Here is an 18,785-nt window from a genome sequence, read left to right on the forward strand (position 1 = left end):
TCTCGATACGGTTGCGGGGCCGGCACGGGCCGGCCCGATGATTCAGCCCTGCGCCGCCGCCTGCGCGATGGCGAGGAAGTCGCGGGCGACCAGCGAAGCGCCGCCCACCAGCCCACCATCGACATCGGGCTGGGCGAACAGTTCCGCGGCGTTGTCGGGCTTGACGCTGCCGCCGTACAGCAGGGGCAGCGAATCGGCGATTCTAGCATCGCGCGCGGCCACTTCGCCACGGATGAAGGCGTGGACCGCCTGCGCCTGCTCCGGGCTGGCGGTCCGGCCGGTGCCGATGGCCCAGACCGGCTCGTAGGCGATGACCGCGCCGTCGAAGGCCTGCGGGCCGGCGGCGTCGAACACCGCCTCGATCTGCTTCTGGATGCGCGCCTCGGTCTGGCCGGCCTCGCGCTGGGCCAGGGTCTCGCCGACGCACAGGATCGGGGTCAGCCCGGCCTTGCGGGCGGCGACGAACTTGCGCGCGACCAGCTCGCTGCTCTCGTTGTGGTACTGGCGGCGCTCGGAGTGCCCGACCAGGCCGTAGGCGGCGCCGACGTCGACCAGCATCGAGGCCGAGACCTCGCCGGTGTAGGCGCCCTTCTCGTTGCAGCTGACGTCCTGTGAGCCGAAGCGCACGCCCCTGGGCCCGTAGCCTTCGATCAGCTCGCCCAGGTACGGCAGCGGCGGCAGGATCACCACCTCCACGCCTTCCGGCGGCAGGCCGGCGACCAGTTCGTCCATCAGCGCGGAGGCGAAGGCGCGGTCGCCGTGCAGTTTCCAGTTGCCCGCCACGATCTTGCGACGCATGAGACCATTTCCTGTCCAGTTCGGCGCGCAAGGATAGCCGATATGCCCGCAATACCGAACCGCCCGGGCGGCGCGTCCCGCCATGCGCACGGGTGCGCGTGGCGGGACCGGAGGCGATGCGGGTTGCCGCCCGCGGGCCTTATTTCAGCTTGATCTCGCGCAGCCGCTCCTCCAGGTAGCCCTGCGCGGTGATCGGTTCGGGATAGCGGCTGGGGTTGTCCGCGCTCACGCAGGACGGCAGCACGTCGATCAGGAAATCCGGGTTGGGATGCAGGAAGAACGGCACCGAGTAGCGCGGCTGGCGCGCCAGATCGCCCGGCGGGTTGACCACGCGGTGGGTGGTGGACGGGTACACGTGGTTGGTCAGGCGCTGCAGCATGTCGCCGATGTTGACCACGATGGTGTCGGCATCCGAGGTGAACGGCACCCACTCGCCCTGCCTGGACTTGACCTCCAGGCCGGCGGCGCTGGCGCCGACCAGCAGGGTGATGAGGTTGATGTCCTCGTGCGCGCCGGCGCGCACGTTGGGAAGATTCTCGATGGAAGCCGCGTCGCCGGTGATCGGCGGGTAGTGGATCGGGCGCAGGATGGAGTTGCCCGAGTCGGTCTTGTCGGCGAACCAGTCCTCCGGCAGGCCGATGTGCAGCGCCAGCGCCGACAGCACCCGCGCGCCCAGCTGGTCCAGCGCCTGGTACAGGCCGTAGCCGTGCTCGCGGAAGCCCGGCACCTCGTCCGGCCACAGGTTCGGCGGCATCACCCCGCGGTACTGCGAATCGTCGGCAATCTCGCGGCCGATGTGCCAGAACTCCTTGAGGTCGAAGTGCTTGGAGTCCTTGGCGGTCTCCACCCCGAACGGGGTGTAGCCGCGCGCGCCGCCGCCGCCGGGGACGTGGTATTTCAGCTTGGTTTCCTCGGGCAGCGCGAAGAACCTCTGGAACGCGTCGTAGGCCGCGTCGATGCGCGCCTGCTCGATGCCGTGGTTGCGGATGCCGGCGAAGCCCCACTGGCGGTAGGCCGCGCCGAGTTCGGCGACGAAGGCGTCGCGGTCGGCCGGGCTGGACGGTTCGACGAAACGGCGGATGTCGAGGGTGGGAATGCGCGAGGTCATGAAGGCTCCGGAAGAAGGGCGCGGGCGGCGGTCATGGACACGCAGCCGCCCGATGGTCATGGATGGGGCGTCAATGCGCGGCGGCGGCGCGGACGGCTTCGGCCAGCCGTTCCAGGGTGGACTGCATCAGCGCGTCGTCGTCGGCCTCGACGGTGACGCGCACGACCGGCTCGGTGCCCGAGGGCCGCAGGAAGGCGCGTCCGCGCCCTGCCACCGCCGCCTGCGCCTGCGCCAGCGCGGCCTTCACGCTCTCGGCCTCGGCCGGGCGCGCGCCGTTGGCCAGGCGGACGTTGACGGTCTTCTGCGGCAGCTTGGCGATGCCGGCCAGCGCCTGGCGCAGGCTCTGGCCGTTGCGGCGCAGCGCCTCCAGCACCTGCAGGGCGCTGACGATGGCGTCGCCGGTGGTGGCGCGGTCCAGGCACAGCAGGTGGCCGGAGGCCTCGCCGCCGAGCACGCCGCCGCCCTCGACCAGCCTCTGGTGGACGTAGCGGTCGCCGACCCTGGCGCGGACGAAGTCGATGCCCTGCCCGGCCAGCGCGCGTTCCAGCCCGTAGTTGGTCATCAGCGTGCCGACCACCGCGCCCCGCAGGCGGCCGCGCGCCTGCCAGTCGCGCGCCAGCACGTACAGCAGGTCGTCGCCGTCGACCGGGTTGCCCTGGTCGTCGGCCATCAGCACGCGGTCGCCGTCGCCGTCGAAGGCGATGCCCAGGTCGGCCCCGCTCTCGCGCACCTTGCGCGACAGGTTGTCGATGTGCATCGAGCCGACGCCGGCGTTGATGTTGAGTCCGTCCGGCGCGTCGCCGATGGCGATGACGGTGGCGCCCAGCTCGCGGAACAGCAGCGGCGCGATGTGGTAGGTCGCGCCGTGCGCGCAGTCCAGCACCACCTTGAGCCCGCGAAGGTCGAAACCGCGCGGCACGCTGGCCTTGCAGAACTCGATGTAGCGGCCGACCGCGTCGCGGGTGCGCAGCGCCTTGCCCAGCCGCTCGGACTCGACGGTGGCGAAGTCTTCGTCCAGCGCGGCCTCGATGGCCAGTTCGGTGGCGTCGTCGAGCTTCTCGCCCTCGGCGGAGAAGAACTTGATGCCGTTGTCGTGGTGCGGATTGTGCGAGGCGCTGATGACGATGCCGGCGTCGGCGCCCAGCGTGCGGGTCAGGAACGCCACCGCCGGGGTCGGCATCGGCCCCATCAGCTGCACGTCCACGCCGGCGGCGACCAGCCCGGCCTCCAGCGCGGCCTCGAACATGTAGCCGGAGATGCGGGTGTCCTTGCCGATCACCACCACCGGGCGGACGCCGCCGTCCTCCTGGGTGCCGCGGTTGAGCACGCGGCCCAGCGCGTTGCCCAGGCGCAGTACGAAGTCGGCCGAGATGACGCCCTCGCCGACCTTGCCGCGGATGCCGTCGGTGCCGAAGTAGCGCCTGCTCACGCAATCACCTCGGCGTCCTGCGGCCTCGGCTGCTTCATCATCATCGCCAGCAGGTCGGACAGGCGGTCGCGCAGCTCGCGGCGGTCGCAGATCTGGTCGATGGCGCCGTGCTCGAGCAGGAATTCTGAGCGCTGGAAGCCTTCCGGCAGCGTCTCGCGCACGGTCTGCTCGATCACGCGCGGGCCGGCGAAGCCGATCAGCGCCTCCGGCTCGGCGATGTTGATGTCGCCCAGCATCGCGAAGCTGGCCGACACGCCGCCGGTGGTCGGATGGGTCATCACCGAGATGTAGGGCAGCCCGGCCGCGCGCAGCCGGCCGAGCGCGGCCGAGGTCTTGGCCATCTGCATCAGCGAGAACAGGCTCTCCTGCATGCGCGCGCCGCCGCTGGCCGAGAAACACACGAACGGCGAGCCGATCTCCAGCGCCTTCTCGGCGCCCAGCGAGAAGCGCTCGCCGACCACCGAGCCCATCGAGCCGCCCATGTAGGCGAAGTCGAACGCGCTGGCGACCAGCGCGCGGCCCTTGACCTGGCCCTGCAGCGTGATCAGCGCGTCGCGCTCGCCGGTGCCCTTCTGCGCGGCCTTGATGCGGTCGGCGTACTTCTTCTGGTCCCTGAACTTGAGCACGTCGGTCGGGCCGAGCGCGGCGCCGATTTCCCTGGTGCTGCCGGGGTCGAACAGCGCCGCCAGCCGCGCGCGCGCGCGGATCGGCATGTGGAAGCTGCACTTCGGGCAGACCTCCAGGTTCTCCTCCAGCTCGGGGCGGTACAGGACCGCGCCGCAGCGGTCGCACTTCTCCCACAGTCCTTCCGGGACGCTGCGTTTGGTCTTGTTCTGGGTTTTGCCTTCGGTGCGGATGCCCGAGGGCATGAGTTTGCTGAGCCAGCTCATGCGGGATGAGGTTTCCGTTCGCGCGGCCGCCGGGCGGCCAAGGGATCGCATTCTAGCGAAACGGGCATGGGCCAACGCGGCCGGCCACGATGCGGCGGCTGGCGGTGGCTTCCCGGTTGCTGAACAGGCCCTGCGGCCGGTAGGGCGGAGTTCGCTCCGCTGGGGCTTTCCTGCTGCAATGTCCCCGCCGAGCAAGCTCGGCGCTACAAGGGCAGGTGGGTTGTCATCGCTTTTCGTGGAGCGAAGCTCGCTGGGCTATCCCGGCAATCCGCCGGATCCGTGGCCCGGCGCCGGTGAGCGGTCAGCCGTCCAATCAGCCGTCCAGCGCGGCTCGCAGCGGCGCGAGGAAGGCCGCCGCGCGCGAGGCGGCCTCGGCGCCGTCGCCAGCCTCGGCCAGCACGCTCACCAGCGCGCTGCCGACCACCACGCCGTCGGCATCGGCCGCCATCGCGCGCGCGCTGGCGGCGTCCCTGATGCCGAAGCCGGCCACCACCGGCACCCGGGAGCGCTGGCGGATCTGGCGCAGGTGCTGGCCGGCGGCGGCAGTGTCCAGCCGTTCCGACGCACCGGTCACCCCGGTGAAGCTGACGTAGTACAGGTAGCCCCGCGCGGTGTCGCACAGCATCGCCAGGCGCCCGGCGCTGGTGGTCGGGGCGGCCAGCGCGACCAGCGCCAGCCCGTGCCGGTCGAACAGGGCGCGGGTTTCGTCGGCCTCTTCCGGCGGCAGGTCCACCAGCAATGCGCCATCGACGCCGGCCGCCGTCGCCTCGGCGGCGAAGCGCTCGGCACCGTGGATCTCGACCGGGTTGAGATAGCCCATCAGCACGACCGGCGTGACGGCGTCCTGCCGGCGGAATACCTCCACCGCCTCCAACACGTAGCGCAGCCCCGCCCCCCGCGCCAGCGCACGCTCGGAACTGCGCTGGATGGTCGGCCCGTCGGCCATCGGGTCGGAGAACGGCACGCCCAGTTCGATCACATCGGCACCGGCTTCGACCAGCGCGTGCATCACCGGCACGGTGGCCTCCAGCGACGGATCGCCGGCGGTGACGAACGGGATCAGCGCCTTGCGGCCGGCGGCCTTGAGTTCGGCGAATCTGGTTTCGAGGCGGGTCATGGCGTTCTCTCGAGTATGTTGCGAAAGCCCCTCTCCCATCGGGAGAGGGGTTGGGGTGAGGGACAACCGGGTCACACACGGTGCAGGCATCACGATCCCGTTGCCCTCATCCGGCGCTGCGCGCCACCCCGTATCAAGTACGGGGCAGGCTCTTCTCCCGATGGGAGAAGGGATAAATCGCTACAGCGCGATGCCTTCGCGCGCGGCGATGGTGTGCACGTCCTTGTCCCCGCGCCCGGACAGGTTGCACAGCACCAGCGCGTCCTTCGGCAGCTCGCGCGCCAGCTTCATCGCCTGGGCGATGGCGTGGCTGGACTCCAGCGCCGGCAGGATGCCCTCGGTGCGCGCCAGCGTGTGGAAGGCGTGCAGCGCCTCCTCGTCGGTGACGCCGACGTATTCGGCGCGGCCGCTGTCCTTGAGGAAGGCGTGCTCGGGGCCGACGCCGGGGTAGTCCAGGCCGGCGGAGATCGAATGGGTCTCGGTGATCTGCCCGTCGTCGTCGCAGATCACGTAGGTGCGGTTGCCATGCAGCACGCCGGGTCGCCCGGCCGCCAGCGACGAGGCGTGGCGGCCGGTGTCGATGCCGTCGCCCGCGGCCTCGGCGCCGACGATGCGCACGGAAGCATCGTTGAGGAAGGCATGGAACAGGCCGATGGCGTTGCTGCCGCCGCCGACGCAGGCGGTGATCGCGTCCGGCAGGCAACCGTAGTCCTCCAGCATCTGCAGGCGCGCCTCGCGGCCGACCACCGCGTTGAAGTCGCGCACCATGCGCGGGTACGGGTCGGGGCCGGCGACGGTGCCGATGATGTAGAAGGTGTCGTGCACGTGGGTGACCCAGTCGCGCATCGCCTCGTTGAGCGCGTCCTTCAGCGTGGCCGAGCCGCTGGTCACCGGCACCACCGTCGCGCCGAGCAGCTTCATCCGGTAGACGTTGATCTTCTGCCGCTCGATGTCGGTGGCGCCCATGTAGACCACGCATTCCAGCCCCAGCCGCGCGGCCACGGTGGCGCTGGCCACGCCGTGCTGGCCGGCGCCGGTCTCGGCGATGATGCGGGTCTTGCCCATGCGGCTGGCCAGCAGCGCCTGGCCGATGGTGTTGTTGATCTTGTGCGCGCCGGTGTGGTTCAGGTCCTCGCGCTTGAGCAGGATGCGCGCGCCGCCGACCTCGCGCGAGAGCCGCTCGGCCTCGTAGATCGGGCTGGGCCGGCCGACGTAGTGCTTCAGATCCTTGTCGAAGGCCGCCACGAAGGCCGGATCGACCCGGGCCGCGTCGTAGGCCGCCGCCAGTTCCTGCAACGGGCCGATCAGCGTCTCGGCGACGAAGCGCCCGCCGTAGCGGCCGAAATGGCCGGTGGCGTCGGGATAGGCATGGAAGTCGGCGACGGCGGTGGACATGGGCTGTGCGGGCGGGCGGATTCGGGGATTCACTCTAGCGCACAGGTGGCGACCGGAAAATCGATAAAATCTGACCTGACCCGTCAGGAATTCTCACCGATGCCACGTCCCCTGCCCCCGCTCAACGCCCTGCGCGCCTTCGAGGCGGCCGCCCGGCTGGGCGGCGTCAGCGCCGCGGCGACCGAACTGTCGGTGACCCACGGCGCGATCAGCCTGGCAGATCAAGCTGCTGGAGGCGGAACTGGGCATGCCGCTGTTCGCCCGTGCCGGCCGCGGCCTGCGCCTGACCGCGGCCGGCGCGCGGCTCGGCGAGGCGACCGGCACGGCCCTGGCGCAGTTGCAGTCGGCGGTGGCGGAACTGCGCCGCGATGCCGCGCCCGCCGCACTGGTGCTCGCCTGCCCGGGCAGCCTGCTGGCGCGCTGGGTGATCCCGTGCCTGCCGGCGCTGGAGCGCGCACTGCCGGATCTCAAGCTGCACCTGTCCGCGCACGAGGGCAGCCCCGATTCCGCGCCGGCCGGCGCGGACGCGCTGCTGGCGATCGGCCGGCCGCCCTGGCCGCAGGGCTGGAAGGCGCATGCCCTGGCCGCCGAGCGTATCGGCCCGGTCCTCAGCCCCCGCCATCCGGACTTCGCCACGCTGTCGGCGCAGGCAGCCGGCGCGCTGGCCGGACTGCCGCTATTGCACACCGCCTCGCGCCCGCAGGCCTGGCCGGAGTGGGCGTCGCTGCAGGGCTTGGACCCGGCGTCGCTGCGCTACGGCGCCGGCTTCGCGCACCTGTTCTACCTGCTGGAGGCGGCGATCGCCGGCCTCGGCGTGGCAATCGCACCGGAACCGCTGGTGGCGGCCGACATCGCCGCCGGCCGGCTGGCCGCGCCGTGGGGATTCACCGCCACCGGGGCGGCCTGGACGCTGTGCGCGCCCGGCGAGCGCGACGACCCGCGCATCGCCGCGCTGGCGCGCTGGCTGACGCGGCAACTGCAGGACGGGCATTCGCCGCTGCCGGAGTGAACGCATCGGGCAGGCAGGCGCGCACGGCGCAACGCGCGCTCAGGCAGGATGTGCGCCTTGCGCGTGCAGGCTGTCGGCGACGCGCACCGCCTCGACGAAGCGGCGCATCTTCTCGCCGTCCTTGACGCCCGGCGCGGCCTCGATGCCGCTGGACACGTCCACCCCCCACGGCCGCGCGGCGCGGATGGCGAGGCCGACGTTGCCGGCGTCGAGCCCGCCGGCCAGCAGGCAGGGGCGATCGCCCAGCGACGGCATCCGCCGCCAGTCGAAGCGCTGGCCGCTGCCGCCCTGCTCGCCGGCCGCGTGGCCATCGAACAGGAAGCCGCTGGCCGACGGGTAGCGCGCGATCGCGGCATGCGCGCCCTCCGAATCGCCGCCCATCGCGATCGCCTTGTAGTAGCGCAGGCCGAAGCCGGCGCAGAAGGCGTCGTCCTCGCCGCCGTGGAATTGCAGCAGATCCGGCCGCACGTGCCCGACGATCGCGGCGACCTCGCCGGCGTCGTTGTCCATCGCCAGCGCGACCACGCAGATTTCCTCCGGCACCAGCTCGCGCAGTTCCCGCGCCTGCCCCAGCAGCAGCCGACGCGGGCTGCGCGGCGCGAACACCAGGCCGATGAAGTCCACGCCGAGTTCGACGGCGAGGCGGACGTCTTCGGAGCGGGTGAGGCCGCAGAATTTGATGCGGGTTTGGGGCATGGGGGGGCTAGGGGCTAGGGGCTAGGGGCTAGGGGCTAGGGGCTAGGGGCTAGGGATTAGGGATTAGGGATTAGGGGAATCGGGAATCGGGAATCGGGAATCGGGAATCGGGAAAAAGCGTATCCCTTTGCTCGTCATTCCAGCGAAAACCGGCGGCTGGGGCACTATCTGTGGAATCCGGCGCAGCCATCCGCAACTCCCCTCAGATTTCCTCCGGCAGCGATACCTCCGCCGGCAGGCCCCAGTGCGCCGGATACAGCGGGCTGACGAAGACCAGCCCGTCCGGCGGCGCGGTCGGGCCGGCCAGGGTGCGGTCGCGGCCGGCCAGCAGTTCGGCGATCCATTCCTCCGGCCTTTCGCCGCGCCCGACCGGCAGCAGCGAGCCGACGATGTTGCGCACCATGTGGTGCAGGAAGGCGTTGGCCTGCACCTCGACGATCACCTTCTCGCCGTCGCGGCGCACCGAGATCGCCTGCAGGTCGCGCCGCGCGTGCGGCGCCTGGCAGTGCACGGTGCGGAAGGCGCTGAAGTCGTTCTCGCCCAGCAGCGCCTGCGCGGCGCGGTGCATCGCCCCGGCGTCCAGCGGCAGCCGCTCCCAGCTCAGGTACTGGCGCCCCAGCGCCGGGCGGATCGCGCGGTTGAGCAACACGTAGCGATAGCGGCGCGCGCGCGCGGAAAAGCGCGCGTGGAAGTCCTCCGGCACCGGCTGGCACCAGCGCACGCATACCGCCGGCGGCAGGTGCGAGGTGGCGCCCAGCATCCAGCCGCGCGGCGTGCGGCGGGCGTCGCTGTCGAAGTGGACGACCTGGCATTGCGCGTGCACGCCGGCGTCGGTGCGGCCGGCGCAGACGGTGTCGACCGGCGCGTCGGCGACCTTCGACAGCGCCTGCTCCAGCACCGACTGCACGGTGCCGTTGTCGGCCACGCCGGCCGGACTCAGCCGCTGCCAACCCTGGAAGCCGCCGCCGTCGTATTCGACGCCCAGCGCGTAGCGGGTCACGTAACTTCCGCTCAACCGATCTCGCGCAGCAGTTGCATCGCCTGGTCGCGCGCGGCGGCGTCGCTGCCGGCGGCCACTTCGTCGAGCAGGCCGCGCGCGGTCGCCACGTCGCCCAGGTCCAGGTAGGCCAGCGCCAGTTCCAGCCGCTCGCGGCCGCCCGGCGCGGGATTGAGCGGCACCACGCTGGCGGCGGCATCGCCGGAATGCCAGGTCGGGCGCGACGGCGCGACCGCCGGCGGCGCCACGGCGACTTCTTCGGCCGGCGGGAAGTCCCGGGCGTCATCGCCGTCTTCATCCGCCGCATCGACCGGCGCTGCCACGGCGGCGGCGGGCATCGCGGCTGCCAGCGCGGCAGTGTCGAACATCGGCTTGCGCGGCGCCGGGGCCGGCGCCAGGCGCCGGCGGCGATTGGCCAGCGCCCACACCAGCGCGCCCAGCACCAGCAGGCCCAGGCCTGCCCAGGCCCAGGCCGGCACGCCCGCGCCCCCCTGGCTCTGCGCCAGGCGCTGCTGGGCCAGGGCCAGGTCGCTGTCCTTCATCGCGATCAGCTGTTCCTGCTGCTGCTTGAGCTTTTCCAGCTCGGCGACCTGCGCGCGCAACTCCTGGACCTCCGATTCGCGGGCCGCGAGATCCTCGCGCGTCTGTTGCAGTTGTTCGTTCGCCAGCATCTCGCCCTCGCCACCGGCGCTGATGCCGGACTGTGTTCCTGCCTGCGTCGCCGCGCCGGAAGCGGGCGGCGCGATTTCCAGCCGCGCGTCGGCCGCCGGCGGGGCGGTCGCCTGCGCGCGGGTGCCGGCCGGCGGATCCTGCGCGACCGCCGCCGGCTGCGGGATCGGCTGGCGCGCCTGTCGCCATTCGGCGACCTGCGTGCGCACCAGTGCCGCGGCCTCGCGCTGGCCCAGTTGCGCCAGCTCCTCGCTCTGCGGCACGCGCAGCACCGCGCCCTGCTTGAGCAGGTTGATGTTGCCGTTGATGAAGGCGTCCGGATTGGCGCGCAGCAGCGCCAGCATCGTCTGATCCAGGGTGAAGCCTTCCGGGGTCAAATCACGGGCGATCCGCGACAGGCTCTGCCCGCGCCGCACTTCGATCCCGCCGGAAGCGGAAAACGCAGGCGGCGCGGCCTGCTGCGCCACCGGTGCGGGCGGCGGCTGCGCAACGGGCGGCTGCGGCCGGGCCGGCGGCAGTGGCGCCGCCGGTTCGGGTTCGGGCGGCGGCGCCTGCGCGACCGGCGCCTCGACCGGGCGCACGATGGTGTCGGTGGGCGCGGCTCGCGGCGCCTCGATCAGCGGCTGGTCGGCGGCGGCGACGCTGTCCGGGGCGCTGACCAGCGCCGAGTACTCGCGCACCAGCCTGCCCTGCCCCCAGTCCACCTCGATCAGGAAGTTGACCGCGGCCACGTCCACCGGCGCGCGGCTGGTGACCCGTACCACCGGCCGGCCGAAATCGTCCAGCGCGACGGCGAAGTTGAGGTCGCTGACCAGCCCCTGCGGGCGCGGCAGGCCGACCCGCTCGAAGGTCGCCGGCGAGGCCAGCCGGGCGCTGAGCTGCTCCAGTTCGCCCGGCTCGCTGGAGATGATCGGGATCTCGGCCAGCAGCGGTTGCCCCGGCTGCGAGCGGACGCGGATCTCGCCCAGTCCCAGCGCCATCGCCGCGCCGCTGAAGGCCAGCAGCGCCAGCCCCAGCCATGCCGTCAGTCGATGTCCCGGTTTGCGCCTCACGCCCTTCCCCAACCTGTTCCCAGCGGGGGAATATAGCGGTTCAACCGTTTTTCGCCACCAGTTCGGCCACCTGCACCGCGTTGAGCGCGGCGCCCTTGCGGATGTTGTCGGCCACGATCCACAGGTTAAGGCCGCGCGGATGCGACAGATCCTCGCGGATGCGGCCGACGTACACCGGGTCGTTGCCGGAAGCATGGGTGACCGGGGTCGGGTAGACGCCGGCCTTCGGATCGTCCACCACCTCCACGCCCGGCGAACGCGCCAGCAGCTCGCGCGCCTGCTGCGGGGTGACCTTCTTCCGGGTCTCGATGGCGACGGCTTCGGAATGGCCGTAGAACACCGGCACGCGCACCGCGGTCGGGTTCACCTGGATGCTGTCGTCGCCGAGGATCTTGCGGGTCTCCCAGACCATCTTCATCTCCTCCTTGGTGAAGCCGTTGTCGAGGAACTCGTCGATGTGCGGGATCAGGTTGAAGGCGATCTGCACCGGGAAGCGCTGCGGTTCCGGATCCTGGAAGTTGAGCAGCGCGCCGGTCTGCCGGCCCAGTTCCTCCAGCGCCGAGCGGCCGGCGCCGGACACCGACTGGTAGGTCGCCACGTTGATGCGCTCGATGCCGTACTCGCGGTGCAGCGGCGCCAGCGCCACCAGCATCTGCATGGTCGAGCAGTTGGGGTTGGCGATGATGCCGCGCGGGCGGTCCTGCGCCGCTTCCGGGTTGACCTCGGACACCACCAGCGGCACGTCGTCGTCGTAGCGGAAGGCCGAGGAATTGTCGATCACCACCGCGCCGGCGGCGGCGAACTTCGGCGCGTATTCCTTCGATACGCTCCCGCCGGCCGAGAACAGCGCGATGTCCACGCCGGCCGGGTCGAAGGTGGCGAGATCCTGCACGTCGATCTTCTCACCGGCGAACTCGACGGTGCCGCCGGCCGAGCGCGCCGAGGCCAGCGCATGGAGCTTGCCGACCGGGAAGTCCCGCTCGGCCAGGATGTTCAGCATGGTTTCGCCGACGGCGCCGGTGGCGCCGACGACGGCGACGGTGAAGCTGCGGTTCTGGTTGCTCATGTAGGGGGTTGCCAATGTGATGTGGGAGTGGGAAGAACGACAGGCGCGAGCGGGACTGTGTTCGGGGAACCTCCGGCGGCGATGCGCGCGACCGCAAGGCTCCCTATCGTTTGATGGCGATCTTGGTGATGCTTTTGGTGGCGACGGCCTGCGGGCAGTCCGCGTGCACCGCGCGGACGTCGCAATACCCGCCGTGCCGTCCGACGATGCCGTCGAACCGCGGCTGCGACATCCCCGCGCGCGGCCGCGCTTCAGCCATCGGCCTGCCCGGGGATGCGCGGCGTCACCTCGCCGACGTCGCCGCACTGCGCGCGGTGGCGCAGCGCCTGGTCCATCAGCACCAGCGCGACCATCGCCTCGGCGATCGGGGTGGCGCGGATGCCGACGCAGGGGTCGTGGCGGCCGGTGGTGATCACCTCGGCCGGGTTGCCGTCCACGTCCACCGTCGCGCCCGGCAGGCGCAGGCTGGAGGTGGGCTTGAGCGCGATCGACGCCAGTACCGGCTGGCCGGTGGAGATGCCGCCGAGGATGCCGCCGGCATGGTTGGACAGGAAGCCCTGCGGCGTGATCAGGTCGCGGTGCGCGGTGCCCTGCTGCGCCGCGCTGGCGAAGCCGTCGCCGATCTCCACGCCCTTGACCGCGTTGATGCTCATCAGCGCCGCGGCCAGCTCGCCGTCGAGCTTGCCGTAGATCGGCTCGCCCCAGCCCGGCGGCACGTTGTCGGCGACCACGTCCACGCGCGCGCCGACCGAGTCGCCGGACTTGCGCAGCGCGTCCATGTAGCTTTCCAGCTCGGCCACCTGCGGCGCGTGCGGCCAGAAGAAGGGGTTGTCCTCGACCGCGTCCCAGTCGAAGCCCTGCGGGGTGATCCCGCCCAGTTGCGACAGGTAGCCGCGCACGACCACGCCGTGCCGCAGCTTCAGCCACTTCTTGGCGACAACGCCGGCGGCCACCCGCATCGTCGTCTCGCGCGCGGACGAGCGCCCGCCGCCGCGCGGGTCGCGGATGCCGTACTTCTGCCAGTAGCTGTAGTCGGCGTGGCCCGGGCGGAACTGCGCGGCGATGTCGCGGTAGTCCTTGCTGCGCTGGTCGGTGTTGCGGATCAGCAGCGCGATCGGCGTGCCGGTGGTGCGGCCCTCGTAGACGCCCGAGAGGATCTCCACCTCGTCGGCCTCGCGCCGCGCCGAGGTGTGCCGCGACTTGCCGGTGGCGCGGCGCTGCAGGTCGTGGGCGAACTCCTCCGGGGCCAGTTCCAGCCCCGGCGGGCAGCCGTCGATCACGCAGCCGATGGCCGGCCCGTGGCTTTCGCCGAAGGTGGTGACCGACAGGAGTTTTCCGAAGGTGTTGCTGCTCAAGGCCGACCTCTGCATGGGCGCGGCGCGCATGGCGTTCCGCGTGCCCTTCCGGGCAGTCGCCGAGCGTAACCCGGCGTCAGGCGGCCGCGCGACCGGCGCGGCCTGGAAGACAGCGTTTCATTTTCGCGCTTCGGCCAGTTCGGCGATGCGGGCGTTGTGGGCGATCAGCTCGCGGCACTCGACCGCGAAGATGCCCATCTGCCCGACCTTGAACTCGATCCAGGCGAACTCGACGTCAGGCAGCAGCGCCACCAGCGCGCGCTCGGACTCGCCGACCTCGCAGATCAGCAGGCCGTCCTGGCTCAGGTGCAGCGGCGCGTCGCGCAGGATCCGCAACACGATGTCCAGGCCGTCGTCGCCGGCGCGCAGGCCCAGTTCCGGCTCGTAGGAATATTCCCGCGGCAGCGCGTCGGTCTCGTCGTTGGTGACGTACGGCGGGTTGCTGACGATCAGGTCGTAGTGCTGGCCGGCCAGCCCGGCGAACAGGTCGGACTTGACCAGCCGCACGTTGTCGGCGTGCAGGCGCGCCTTGTTCTCGGCCGCCAGCGCCAGCGCGTCGTCGCTGATGTCGGCGCCGTCGACCTGCCAGTCGGGGTTGTAGTGGCCCATCGCGATGGCGATGCAGCCCGAGCCGGTGCACAGGTCCAGCGCGCGGTTGACCTCGCGCCCGCCCAGCCACGGCTCGAAGCCGGCCTCGATCAGCTCGGCGATCGGCGAGCGCGGCACCAGCGCGCGCGCATCGCTCCTGAAGCTCAGGCCGGCGAACCACGCCTCGCCGGTCAGATAGGCGATCGGGATGCGCTCGTCGATGCGACGCTGGAACAGCGCCAGGATCCGCGCCTTCTCCTCAGAGGTCAGCCGCGCCTGCCCGTAGGCCGGGCCGAGATCCGGCGGCAGGTGCAGCGTGTGCAACACCAGTTGGGTCGCCTCGTCCAGCGCGTTGTCGTGGCTGTGGCCGAAGGTCAGGCCGGCCGCGTTGAAGCGACTGGCGCCGTAGCGGATCAGATCGATGAGGGTGTGCAGTTCTGCGGCCGCGTCGGCAGTCATGGCGAGGTGGGCGGGAGCGTCCCGTCGGTGGGCCCCCGATTATAGGGGCGACGACGGGTATCATGTGGCCTTTCGGCCGCCTGCGGCATGCTGGCGCCCTCCTTACTTCCGCCTACAGGGTTCTCGCGAAGCATGTTCAACCGAAAAACCGGCATCGTTCTGGTACTGGCGCTGGCCGCGGGCCTGGGCCTGCTGGCCGCGCAAAAATTCTTCGGCCCGGCCTCGCGCGCGCCGCAGTGGCCGCAGCTGCAGGCGGTGACGATGTACCCGCAGGCGCGCCCGCTGCCGGAGTTCTCGCTGCGCCAGTCCGACGGCACCCAGCTGACCGCCGGCGAGCTGAAGGGCCACTGGAACCTGGTCTTCCTGGGCTTCACCTTCTGCCCGGACGTGTGCCCGACCACGCTGGCCGAACTGGCCCAGGCGCAGGCGCAGTGGACCGGCCTGCCCGACTCGATCCGCCCGCGCGTGGTGTTCGTCTCGGTCGATCCCGAGCGCGACACGCCGACCCGCATCGGCGAGTACGCGCACGCCTTCCACCCCGACACCGTCGCCGCCACCGCCGATCTGCCGACGCTGGAGAACTTCGCCAAGTCGCTGGGCTTCGTCTTCATGAAGGTGCCGGGCAGGACCTACGAGGACAACCCCAACGACTACAGCATGGACCACTCCTCCGGCATCGCGGTGATCGACCCGCAGGGCCGGCTGGCCGGGCTGATCCGGCCGCCGTTCCAGCCGAAGGCGATCGCCGAGGACATGGCTGCGCTGACCGGAGCCGCGCGATGAGCCTGGTCACCTCGCTGACCTACGTGCTGCCGCACCGGCTGCTGTCGTCGATGGCGCGGCGGCTGGCGTATTCGCGCTCGCCGCGGGTCAAGCAGTGGCTGATCGACACCGTCGCCGCGCGCTTCGGCGTGGATCTGGACGAAGCCGAGCAGCCCGACCCCACCGCCTATCCCAGCTTCAACGCCTTCTTCACCCGCGCGCTGCGCGCCGGCGCGCGCGTGCCGGATCCGGACCCCGCTGCCTTGCTGATGCCCGCCGACGGCCGCATCAGCCAGTGCGGGCGCATCGGCCACGAGGCGCTGGATCGCGGCCGCATCTTCCAGGCCAAGGGCCAGTCCTTCACCGCCGCCGAACTGCTGGGCAGCGAGGCCGATGCCGAACCCTTCGTCGGCGGCCTGTTCGCCACCGTCTACCTGTCGCCGCGCGACTACCACCGCGTGCACATGCCCTGGACCGGCACGCTGCGCGAGACCGTGCACGTGCCGGGCCGGCTGTTCAGCGTCGGCACGGCGGCGGTGGCGAAGGTGCCGCGGTTGTTCGCGCGCAACGAGCGGCTGGTCTGCCACTTCGACACCGATTTCGGCCCGATGGCCTCGGTGATGGTCGGTGCGCTGCTGGTGTCGGGCGTGGAGACGGTGTGGGGCGGCGAGGAAATCCCGCACTACGGCAAGGCCATCACCCGCAAGGATTACCGCGGCAAGGGCATCGTGCTGGAGCGGTTCGCCGAGATGGCGCGCTTCAACTACGGCTCCACCGTGATCGTGCTGCTGCCGCCGGGCGTGGCCGAGCTGAACCCCGAGCTGGGCGCAGAATGCCCGGTGCGGCTGGGGCAGGCGCTGGCAAGGCTGAAGAAGTCCGGTTGATTCGGAACATCATCCAGCAAGCTTGCTAGGCAAGATATTGCTCCATGAAGCAAAGGTGCCAACTTCCCTGGTCCAGGCGCCAGGCGAGGAACTCCGTATCCTCGTCAATTGGTTCCGCCCCAGACACAAGCCGGAACCATGTTTGATCCCGTGAAGCAGCCAGGCGCGCATTACCCGTGACAGGTTCATAGTCATCGACAAGTTCCAGCAGCTGTTCCCCGTGCATCAGGAGAATCGGGCTGTCGATTTCATTTCCATATTTCAATTGATGCTGCACGGGAACCAGGAGCCTGCCCTGCGCATCCGCAATCTGCCTATATGCCGCAATCATCCCTTGCGACAAATCCGGAGGGCTGGGTATAAAGCCGTTCTTGATGGCAGAGGTCGCTTTCATTTGTGCGCACCATTTCCGGCCTCAGTCGCCGTCGCGAGTCTCATGCTGATGCCAGGGACGCAGGACGACAAGTGCATCCCCATGCACGACATAGCGAACGACGTACTTGCCGAAAACGAAATCGCGGATGGTATCCGGCTCCGGCGCCTGCGGCACGTTTCGGCCATGCGCCTGTTCCTGTTCCTGCCGCGCGACGAACTCACGGATCCCCTCGTTGACGAGCCGGTTCTTGCTGCGCTGGAGCCTGTTGGACAGGGTCTCCAGACCGCTTTCCACGTCCGGTTGCAGGCGAACGGTCGTGATGCTCATGGTCGGTTCCAAGGCTGGAGTGAATACAATGTATTACTTGTATTCAGGCAGGCAAATATCACCCTGAATCCCGGCTCGCGCACCTGACTTGGCGCGGGCTTGTCGAGATGTTTGCGGCGCTGGATCATCGGGTGCGCGATGCACGCTCCCGCGCGCGGGCGGAGGCTTTCGGACTTCCCTATTTCCGGCAGCTTTCCAGCTTCAGCGCCTGCCCGGGCTTCACCGCGTAGGCCGGGGCCTTGAGGCCGTTGGCGCGCGCCAGCGCCTTCAGGTCGCAACCGAACTTCTGCGAGATCCGGCCCAGCGTGTCGCCCTTGGCCACGCGGTAGCTGCGCGCCTGCGCGCGCTTGGGTTCGGCCGGCTGCGGCTGGCCGGTCGCCACCGTGGTCGGCACGCCCTCGACCGGGGTCACGTCGCCGACGGCAACGTTGGGATTGAGCGGCGCGGCGCGGACGATGGCGGCGTTCAGGTCGGCGCTGACCAGCGTGCGCGCCAGGTCCGCGCGCGGGCCGCTGACGCAGTGGCGCGCGTACAGCGCGGCGATGCGCTGGGTCGCCCGGATGGTGGTGCCGGCCGGGATCCAGGTGTCGGCCTCGTAGCGCGGGTTGAGGTTGCGCAGCGCGCGCATGTAGCCGTCGCGCACGCCGGCGTTGCCCAGGCAGATGGTCAGTTCGTAGATCGACGCCGGCCGCGCCAGCTTGAAGCTGGCCGCCTGCGCCTGCACCTTGGGGAACTCCAGCCCGTACTCCTTCGGGTGCAGGAACAGCCACGCCGCGGCGATCACCATCGGCACGTAGTCCTTGGTCTCGCCCGGGAACTGGTTGTAGACCCCTTCGTCCCAGAAGCCGCGGCCGGGGTTCTGGTTGTAGATCCGCTGCGCGCGCCCTTCCCCGCCGTTGTAGGCGGCCAGCGCGTACTCGATGTTGTTGTTGAGCAAGCGCATGCGCTCGTTGATGTACTCGGCGCTGGCCATGCCGGCCATGCGCGGATCGAAGCGGGTGTCGAAGCCGGTGCCGTCCGGCCCCAGGCCGAAGCGACGGCCGGTGGCGGGCATGAACTGCATCAGCCCGGCCGCGCCGGCGCGCGAGCTGGCGTGCACGCGGCCATTGGACTCCTTGGCCATGATGCCGAACAGCAGCGCTTCCGGCAGGCCGTGGCGCTCCCACGCCGGCCACATCTCCTCGCGCACGTACTGGTAGTTCTCGTGGCTGGTCACCAGCGCCACCCGCATGTCGGTCAGCCAGCGCCGGATCGAGGCCTGCACCGCCGGGTTGTACTCGACCATGCGATCGAAGGCGTGGCGGTTGTCGTTGAGCAGCGCGGCCGCGCGCGCGGCCTCGGGGATCTCGCCGGGGATCGGCGCCACGTGGTGGCCCGCGTCGCCCTCCTCGATCCCGGCGTCGCCCGGTTCGGCCGAGGCGGAGGATTCGGCATCGGCGTTCTGCTTGAGCAGCCGCTTGTAGGCGGCCAGCAGGGTGTGGACCTCGCAGCCGCGCTGCTGCACGCAGGCGCTGAGCACGTCCTCCATGTCCTCCAGCGCCTGGTCGCTTTCGGCCTGCCCCTTGGGATCGGCGTTGGCGATCAGCACCAGCGCGTCGCGGTAGCGCTTCTCGGCGGCGGCCATGCGTGCGTCCAGCGCCTCGACGGCGGCGCGATCGCGCGCGGACACGCGCTGGGCCAGCGCGCTGGGGGCCAGCAGCGACAGCGCGGCGGCGATGAACAGGGAACGGGACAGCGACAGCTTATGGGGGCAGTGCGGAGGCATCGTTACGGCAAGTGACGGCAAGTGACGGCAAAGGCAGGCAGGG

18 protein-coding genes and 1 pseudogene are annotated in these 18,785 nt (G+C 70.8%); 3 read left to right on the forward strand and 16 right to left on the reverse strand.

All coding sequences use genetic code 11. The annotated features are described in order from the left end of the window. Nucleotides 1–42: 42 nt before the first annotated feature. The 6 genes from tpiA to trpB form a co-directional block, all read right to left on the reverse strand. Entirely contained in the window at nt 43–798 is a 756-nt protein-coding gene (tpiA, locus tag AAG688_RS10335; RefSeq protein WP_411832187.1) for a triose-phosphate isomerase, read from the reverse strand. A 139-nt stretch (nt 799–937) separates the two neighbouring features. Continuing rightward, nucleotides 938–1,906 (reverse strand): isopenicillin N synthase family dioxygenase, encoded by a 969-nt coding sequence (locus AAG688_RS10340; protein ID WP_411832188.1) that lies wholly within the window; start codon nt 1,904–1,906, stop codon nt 938–940. Nucleotides 1,907–1,976: 70 nt separating this feature from the next. Continuing rightward, nucleotides 1,977–3,335 carry a phosphoglucosamine mutase gene (gene glmM / locus AAG688_RS10345; protein ID WP_411832189.1) on the reverse strand — a complete coding sequence of 453 codons (1,359 nt, stop codon included), beginning with the start codon at nt 3,333–3,335 and terminating at the stop codon, nt 1,977–1,979. Continuing rightward, nucleotides 3,332–4,225, reverse strand: coding sequence for an acetyl-CoA carboxylase, carboxyltransferase subunit beta (accD, locus tag AAG688_RS10350; RefSeq protein ID WP_411832190.1), 894 nt, complete (start codon nt 4,223–4,225; stop codon nt 3,332–3,334). Before accD ends, glmM begins: the two co-directional genes overlap by 4 nt. A gap of 313 nt (nt 4,226–4,538) precedes the next feature. Next, a complete protein-coding gene (gene trpA, locus AAG688_RS10355; protein ID WP_411832191.1) occupies nt 4,539–5,342 on the reverse strand; it encodes a tryptophan synthase subunit alpha in 804 nt (267 codons plus the stop codon). 180 nt (nt 5,343–5,522) lie between these two features. Next, on the reverse strand, nt 5,523–6,737 hold the full coding sequence (gene trpB / locus AAG688_RS10360) for a tryptophan synthase subunit beta (RefSeq protein ID WP_411832192.1): 1,215 nt from the start codon (nt 6,735–6,737) through the stop codon (nt 5,523–5,525). A 99-nt stretch (nt 6,738–6,836) separates the two neighbouring features. On the opposite strand from trpB, the pseudogene AAG688_RS10365 reads away from it, so the two are divergent. Further along, nucleotides 6,837–7,746, forward strand: a pseudogene (locus AAG688_RS10365) (LysR family transcriptional regulator). Between the two features lie 39 nt (nt 7,747–7,785). Here the strand turns inward: AAG688_RS10365 and AAG688_RS10370 are convergent. The 7 genes from AAG688_RS10370 to prmB form a co-directional block, all read right to left on the reverse strand. After that, nucleotides 7,786–8,442 (reverse strand): phosphoribosylanthranilate isomerase, encoded by a 657-nt coding sequence (locus tag AAG688_RS10370; protein ID WP_411832193.1) that lies wholly within the window; start codon nt 8,440–8,442, stop codon nt 7,786–7,788. 202 nt (nt 8,443–8,644) lie between these two features. Next, complete coding sequence (gene truA / locus AAG688_RS10375; protein WP_411832194.1) at nt 8,645–9,442, reverse strand: tRNA pseudouridine(38-40) synthase TruA; 798 nt, start codon at nt 9,440–9,442, stop codon at nt 8,645–8,647. An 11-nt stretch (nt 9,443–9,453) separates the two neighbouring features. Then, nucleotides 9,454–11,160, reverse strand: a complete 1,707-nt coding sequence (locus AAG688_RS10380) for a FimV/HubP family polar landmark protein (RefSeq protein WP_411832195.1) — start codon at nt 11,158–11,160, stop codon at nt 9,454–9,456. A 40-nt stretch (nt 11,161–11,200) separates the two neighbouring features. Continuing rightward, complete coding sequence (locus AAG688_RS10385; RefSeq protein WP_411832197.1) at nt 11,201–12,226, reverse strand: aspartate-semialdehyde dehydrogenase; 1,026 nt, start codon at nt 12,224–12,226, stop codon at nt 11,201–11,203. A gap of 103 nt (nt 12,227–12,329) precedes the next feature. After that, nucleotides 12,330–12,485, reverse strand: a complete 156-nt coding sequence (locus AAG688_RS10390; RefSeq protein ID WP_411832198.1) for a hypothetical protein — start codon at nt 12,483–12,485, stop codon at nt 12,330–12,332. Beyond that, nucleotides 12,478–13,581 carry a chorismate synthase gene (aroC, locus tag AAG688_RS10395; protein WP_411832199.1) on the reverse strand — a complete coding sequence of 368 codons (1,104 nt, stop codon included), beginning with the start codon at nt 13,579–13,581 and terminating at the stop codon, nt 12,478–12,480. The genes AAG688_RS10390 and aroC overlap by 8 nt, the downstream gene beginning before the upstream one ends. Before the next feature lie 117 nt (nt 13,582–13,698). Continuing rightward, on the reverse strand, nt 13,699–14,628 hold the full coding sequence (gene prmB, locus AAG688_RS10400; RefSeq protein WP_411832200.1) for a 50S ribosomal protein L3 N(5)-glutamine methyltransferase: 930 nt from the start codon (nt 14,626–14,628) through the stop codon (nt 13,699–13,701). Nucleotides 14,629–14,760: 132 nt separating this feature from the next. Between prmB and AAG688_RS10405 the strand changes: the two genes are divergently transcribed. Both AAG688_RS10405 and asd read left to right on the forward strand, forming a co-directional pair. Further along, the gene (locus AAG688_RS10405) at nt 14,761–15,411 is read left to right on the forward strand and encodes an SCO family protein (RefSeq protein WP_411832201.1); all 651 of its coding nucleotides are present in this window, start codon (nt 14,761–14,763) and stop codon (nt 15,409–15,411) included. Continuing rightward, nucleotides 15,408–16,274 (forward strand): archaetidylserine decarboxylase, encoded by an 867-nt coding sequence (gene asd / locus AAG688_RS10410; RefSeq protein WP_411832202.1) that lies wholly within the window; start codon nt 15,408–15,410, stop codon nt 16,272–16,274. Before AAG688_RS10405 ends, asd begins: the two co-directional genes overlap by 4 nt. A gap of 25 nt (nt 16,275–16,299) precedes the next feature. Here the strand turns inward: asd and AAG688_RS10415 are convergent, their stop codons facing one another. The 3 genes from AAG688_RS10415 to AAG688_RS10425 all read right to left on the reverse strand — a co-directional run bounded on the left by AAG688_RS10415 (nt 16,300) and on the right by AAG688_RS10425 (nt 18,742). After that, on the reverse strand, nt 16,300–16,668 hold the full coding sequence (locus tag AAG688_RS10415) for a hypothetical protein (RefSeq protein WP_411832203.1): 369 nt from the start codon (nt 16,666–16,668) through the stop codon (nt 16,300–16,302). 21 nt (nt 16,669–16,689) lie between these two features. After that, the gene (locus tag AAG688_RS10420; RefSeq protein ID WP_411832204.1) at nt 16,690–16,977 is read right to left on the reverse strand and encodes a type II toxin-antitoxin system RelE/ParE family toxin; all 288 of its coding nucleotides are present in this window, start codon (nt 16,975–16,977) and stop codon (nt 16,690–16,692) included. Between the two features lie 178 nt (nt 16,978–17,155). Beyond that, the gene (locus tag AAG688_RS10425) at nt 17,156–18,742 is read right to left on the reverse strand and encodes a transglycosylase SLT domain-containing protein (protein WP_411832205.1); all 1,587 of its coding nucleotides are present in this window, start codon (nt 18,740–18,742) and stop codon (nt 17,156–17,158) included. Nucleotides 18,743–18,785 lie beyond the last annotated feature (43 nt).

Origin of the sequence: Pseudoxanthomonas mexicana (assembly GCF_046736355.1) — a bacterium.
Classification (GTDB): Bacteria; Pseudomonadota; Gammaproteobacteria; order Xanthomonadales; family Xanthomonadaceae; genus Pseudoxanthomonas_A; species Pseudoxanthomonas_A mexicana_B.

Excerpts from the sequence above, each read along its gene's own strand:
- accD (WP_411832190.1), bottom strand. The coding sequence starts at position 4,225 with ATGAGCTGGCTCAGCAAACTCATGCCCTCGGGCATCCGCACCGAAGGC.
- trpB (WP_411832192.1), bottom strand. The coding sequence starts at position 6,737 with ATGTCCACCGCCGTCGCCGACTTCCATGCCTATCCCGACGCCACCGGC.
- AAG688_RS10385 (WP_411832197.1), bottom strand. The coding sequence starts at position 12,226 with ATGAGCAACCAGAACCGCAGCTTCACCGTCGCCGTCGTCGGCGCCACC.
- AAG688_RS10425 (WP_411832205.1), bottom strand. The coding sequence starts at position 18,742 with ATGCCTCCGCACTGCCCCCATAAGCTGTCGCTGTCCCGTTCCCTGTTC.
- AAG688_RS10370 (WP_411832193.1), bottom strand. The coding sequence starts at position 8,442 with ATGCCCCAAACCCGCATCAAATTCTGCGGCCTCACCCGCTCCGAAGAC.
- prmB (WP_411832200.1), bottom strand. The coding sequence starts at position 14,628 with ATGACTGCCGACGCGGCCGCAGAACTGCACACCCTCATCGATCTGATC.
- AAG688_RS10405 (WP_411832201.1), top strand. The coding sequence starts at position 14,761 with ATGTTCAACCGAAAAACCGGCATCGTTCTGGTACTGGCGCTGGCCGCG.
- AAG688_RS10415 (WP_411832203.1), bottom strand. The coding sequence starts at position 16,668 with ATGAAAGCGACCTCTGCCATCAAGAACGGCTTTATACCCAGCCCTCCG.
- tpiA (WP_411832187.1), bottom strand. The coding sequence starts at position 798 with ATGCGTCGCAAGATCGTGGCGGGCAACTGGAAACTGCACGGCGACCGC.
- AAG688_RS10390 (WP_411832198.1), bottom strand. The coding sequence starts at position 12,485 with ATGGCTGAAGCGCGGCCGCGCGCGGGGATGTCGCAGCCGCGGTTCGAC.
- AAG688_RS10420 (WP_411832204.1), bottom strand. The coding sequence starts at position 16,977 with ATGAGCATCACGACCGTTCGCCTGCAACCGGACGTGGAAAGCGGTCTG.
- AAG688_RS10340 (WP_411832188.1), bottom strand. The coding sequence starts at position 1,906 with ATGACCTCGCGCATTCCCACCCTCGACATCCGCCGTTTCGTCGAACCG.
- asd (WP_411832202.1), top strand. The coding sequence starts at position 15,408 with ATGAGCCTGGTCACCTCGCTGACCTACGTGCTGCCGCACCGGCTGCTG.
- trpA (WP_411832191.1), bottom strand. The coding sequence starts at position 5,342 with ATGACCCGCCTCGAAACCAGATTCGCCGAACTCAAGGCCGCCGGCCGC.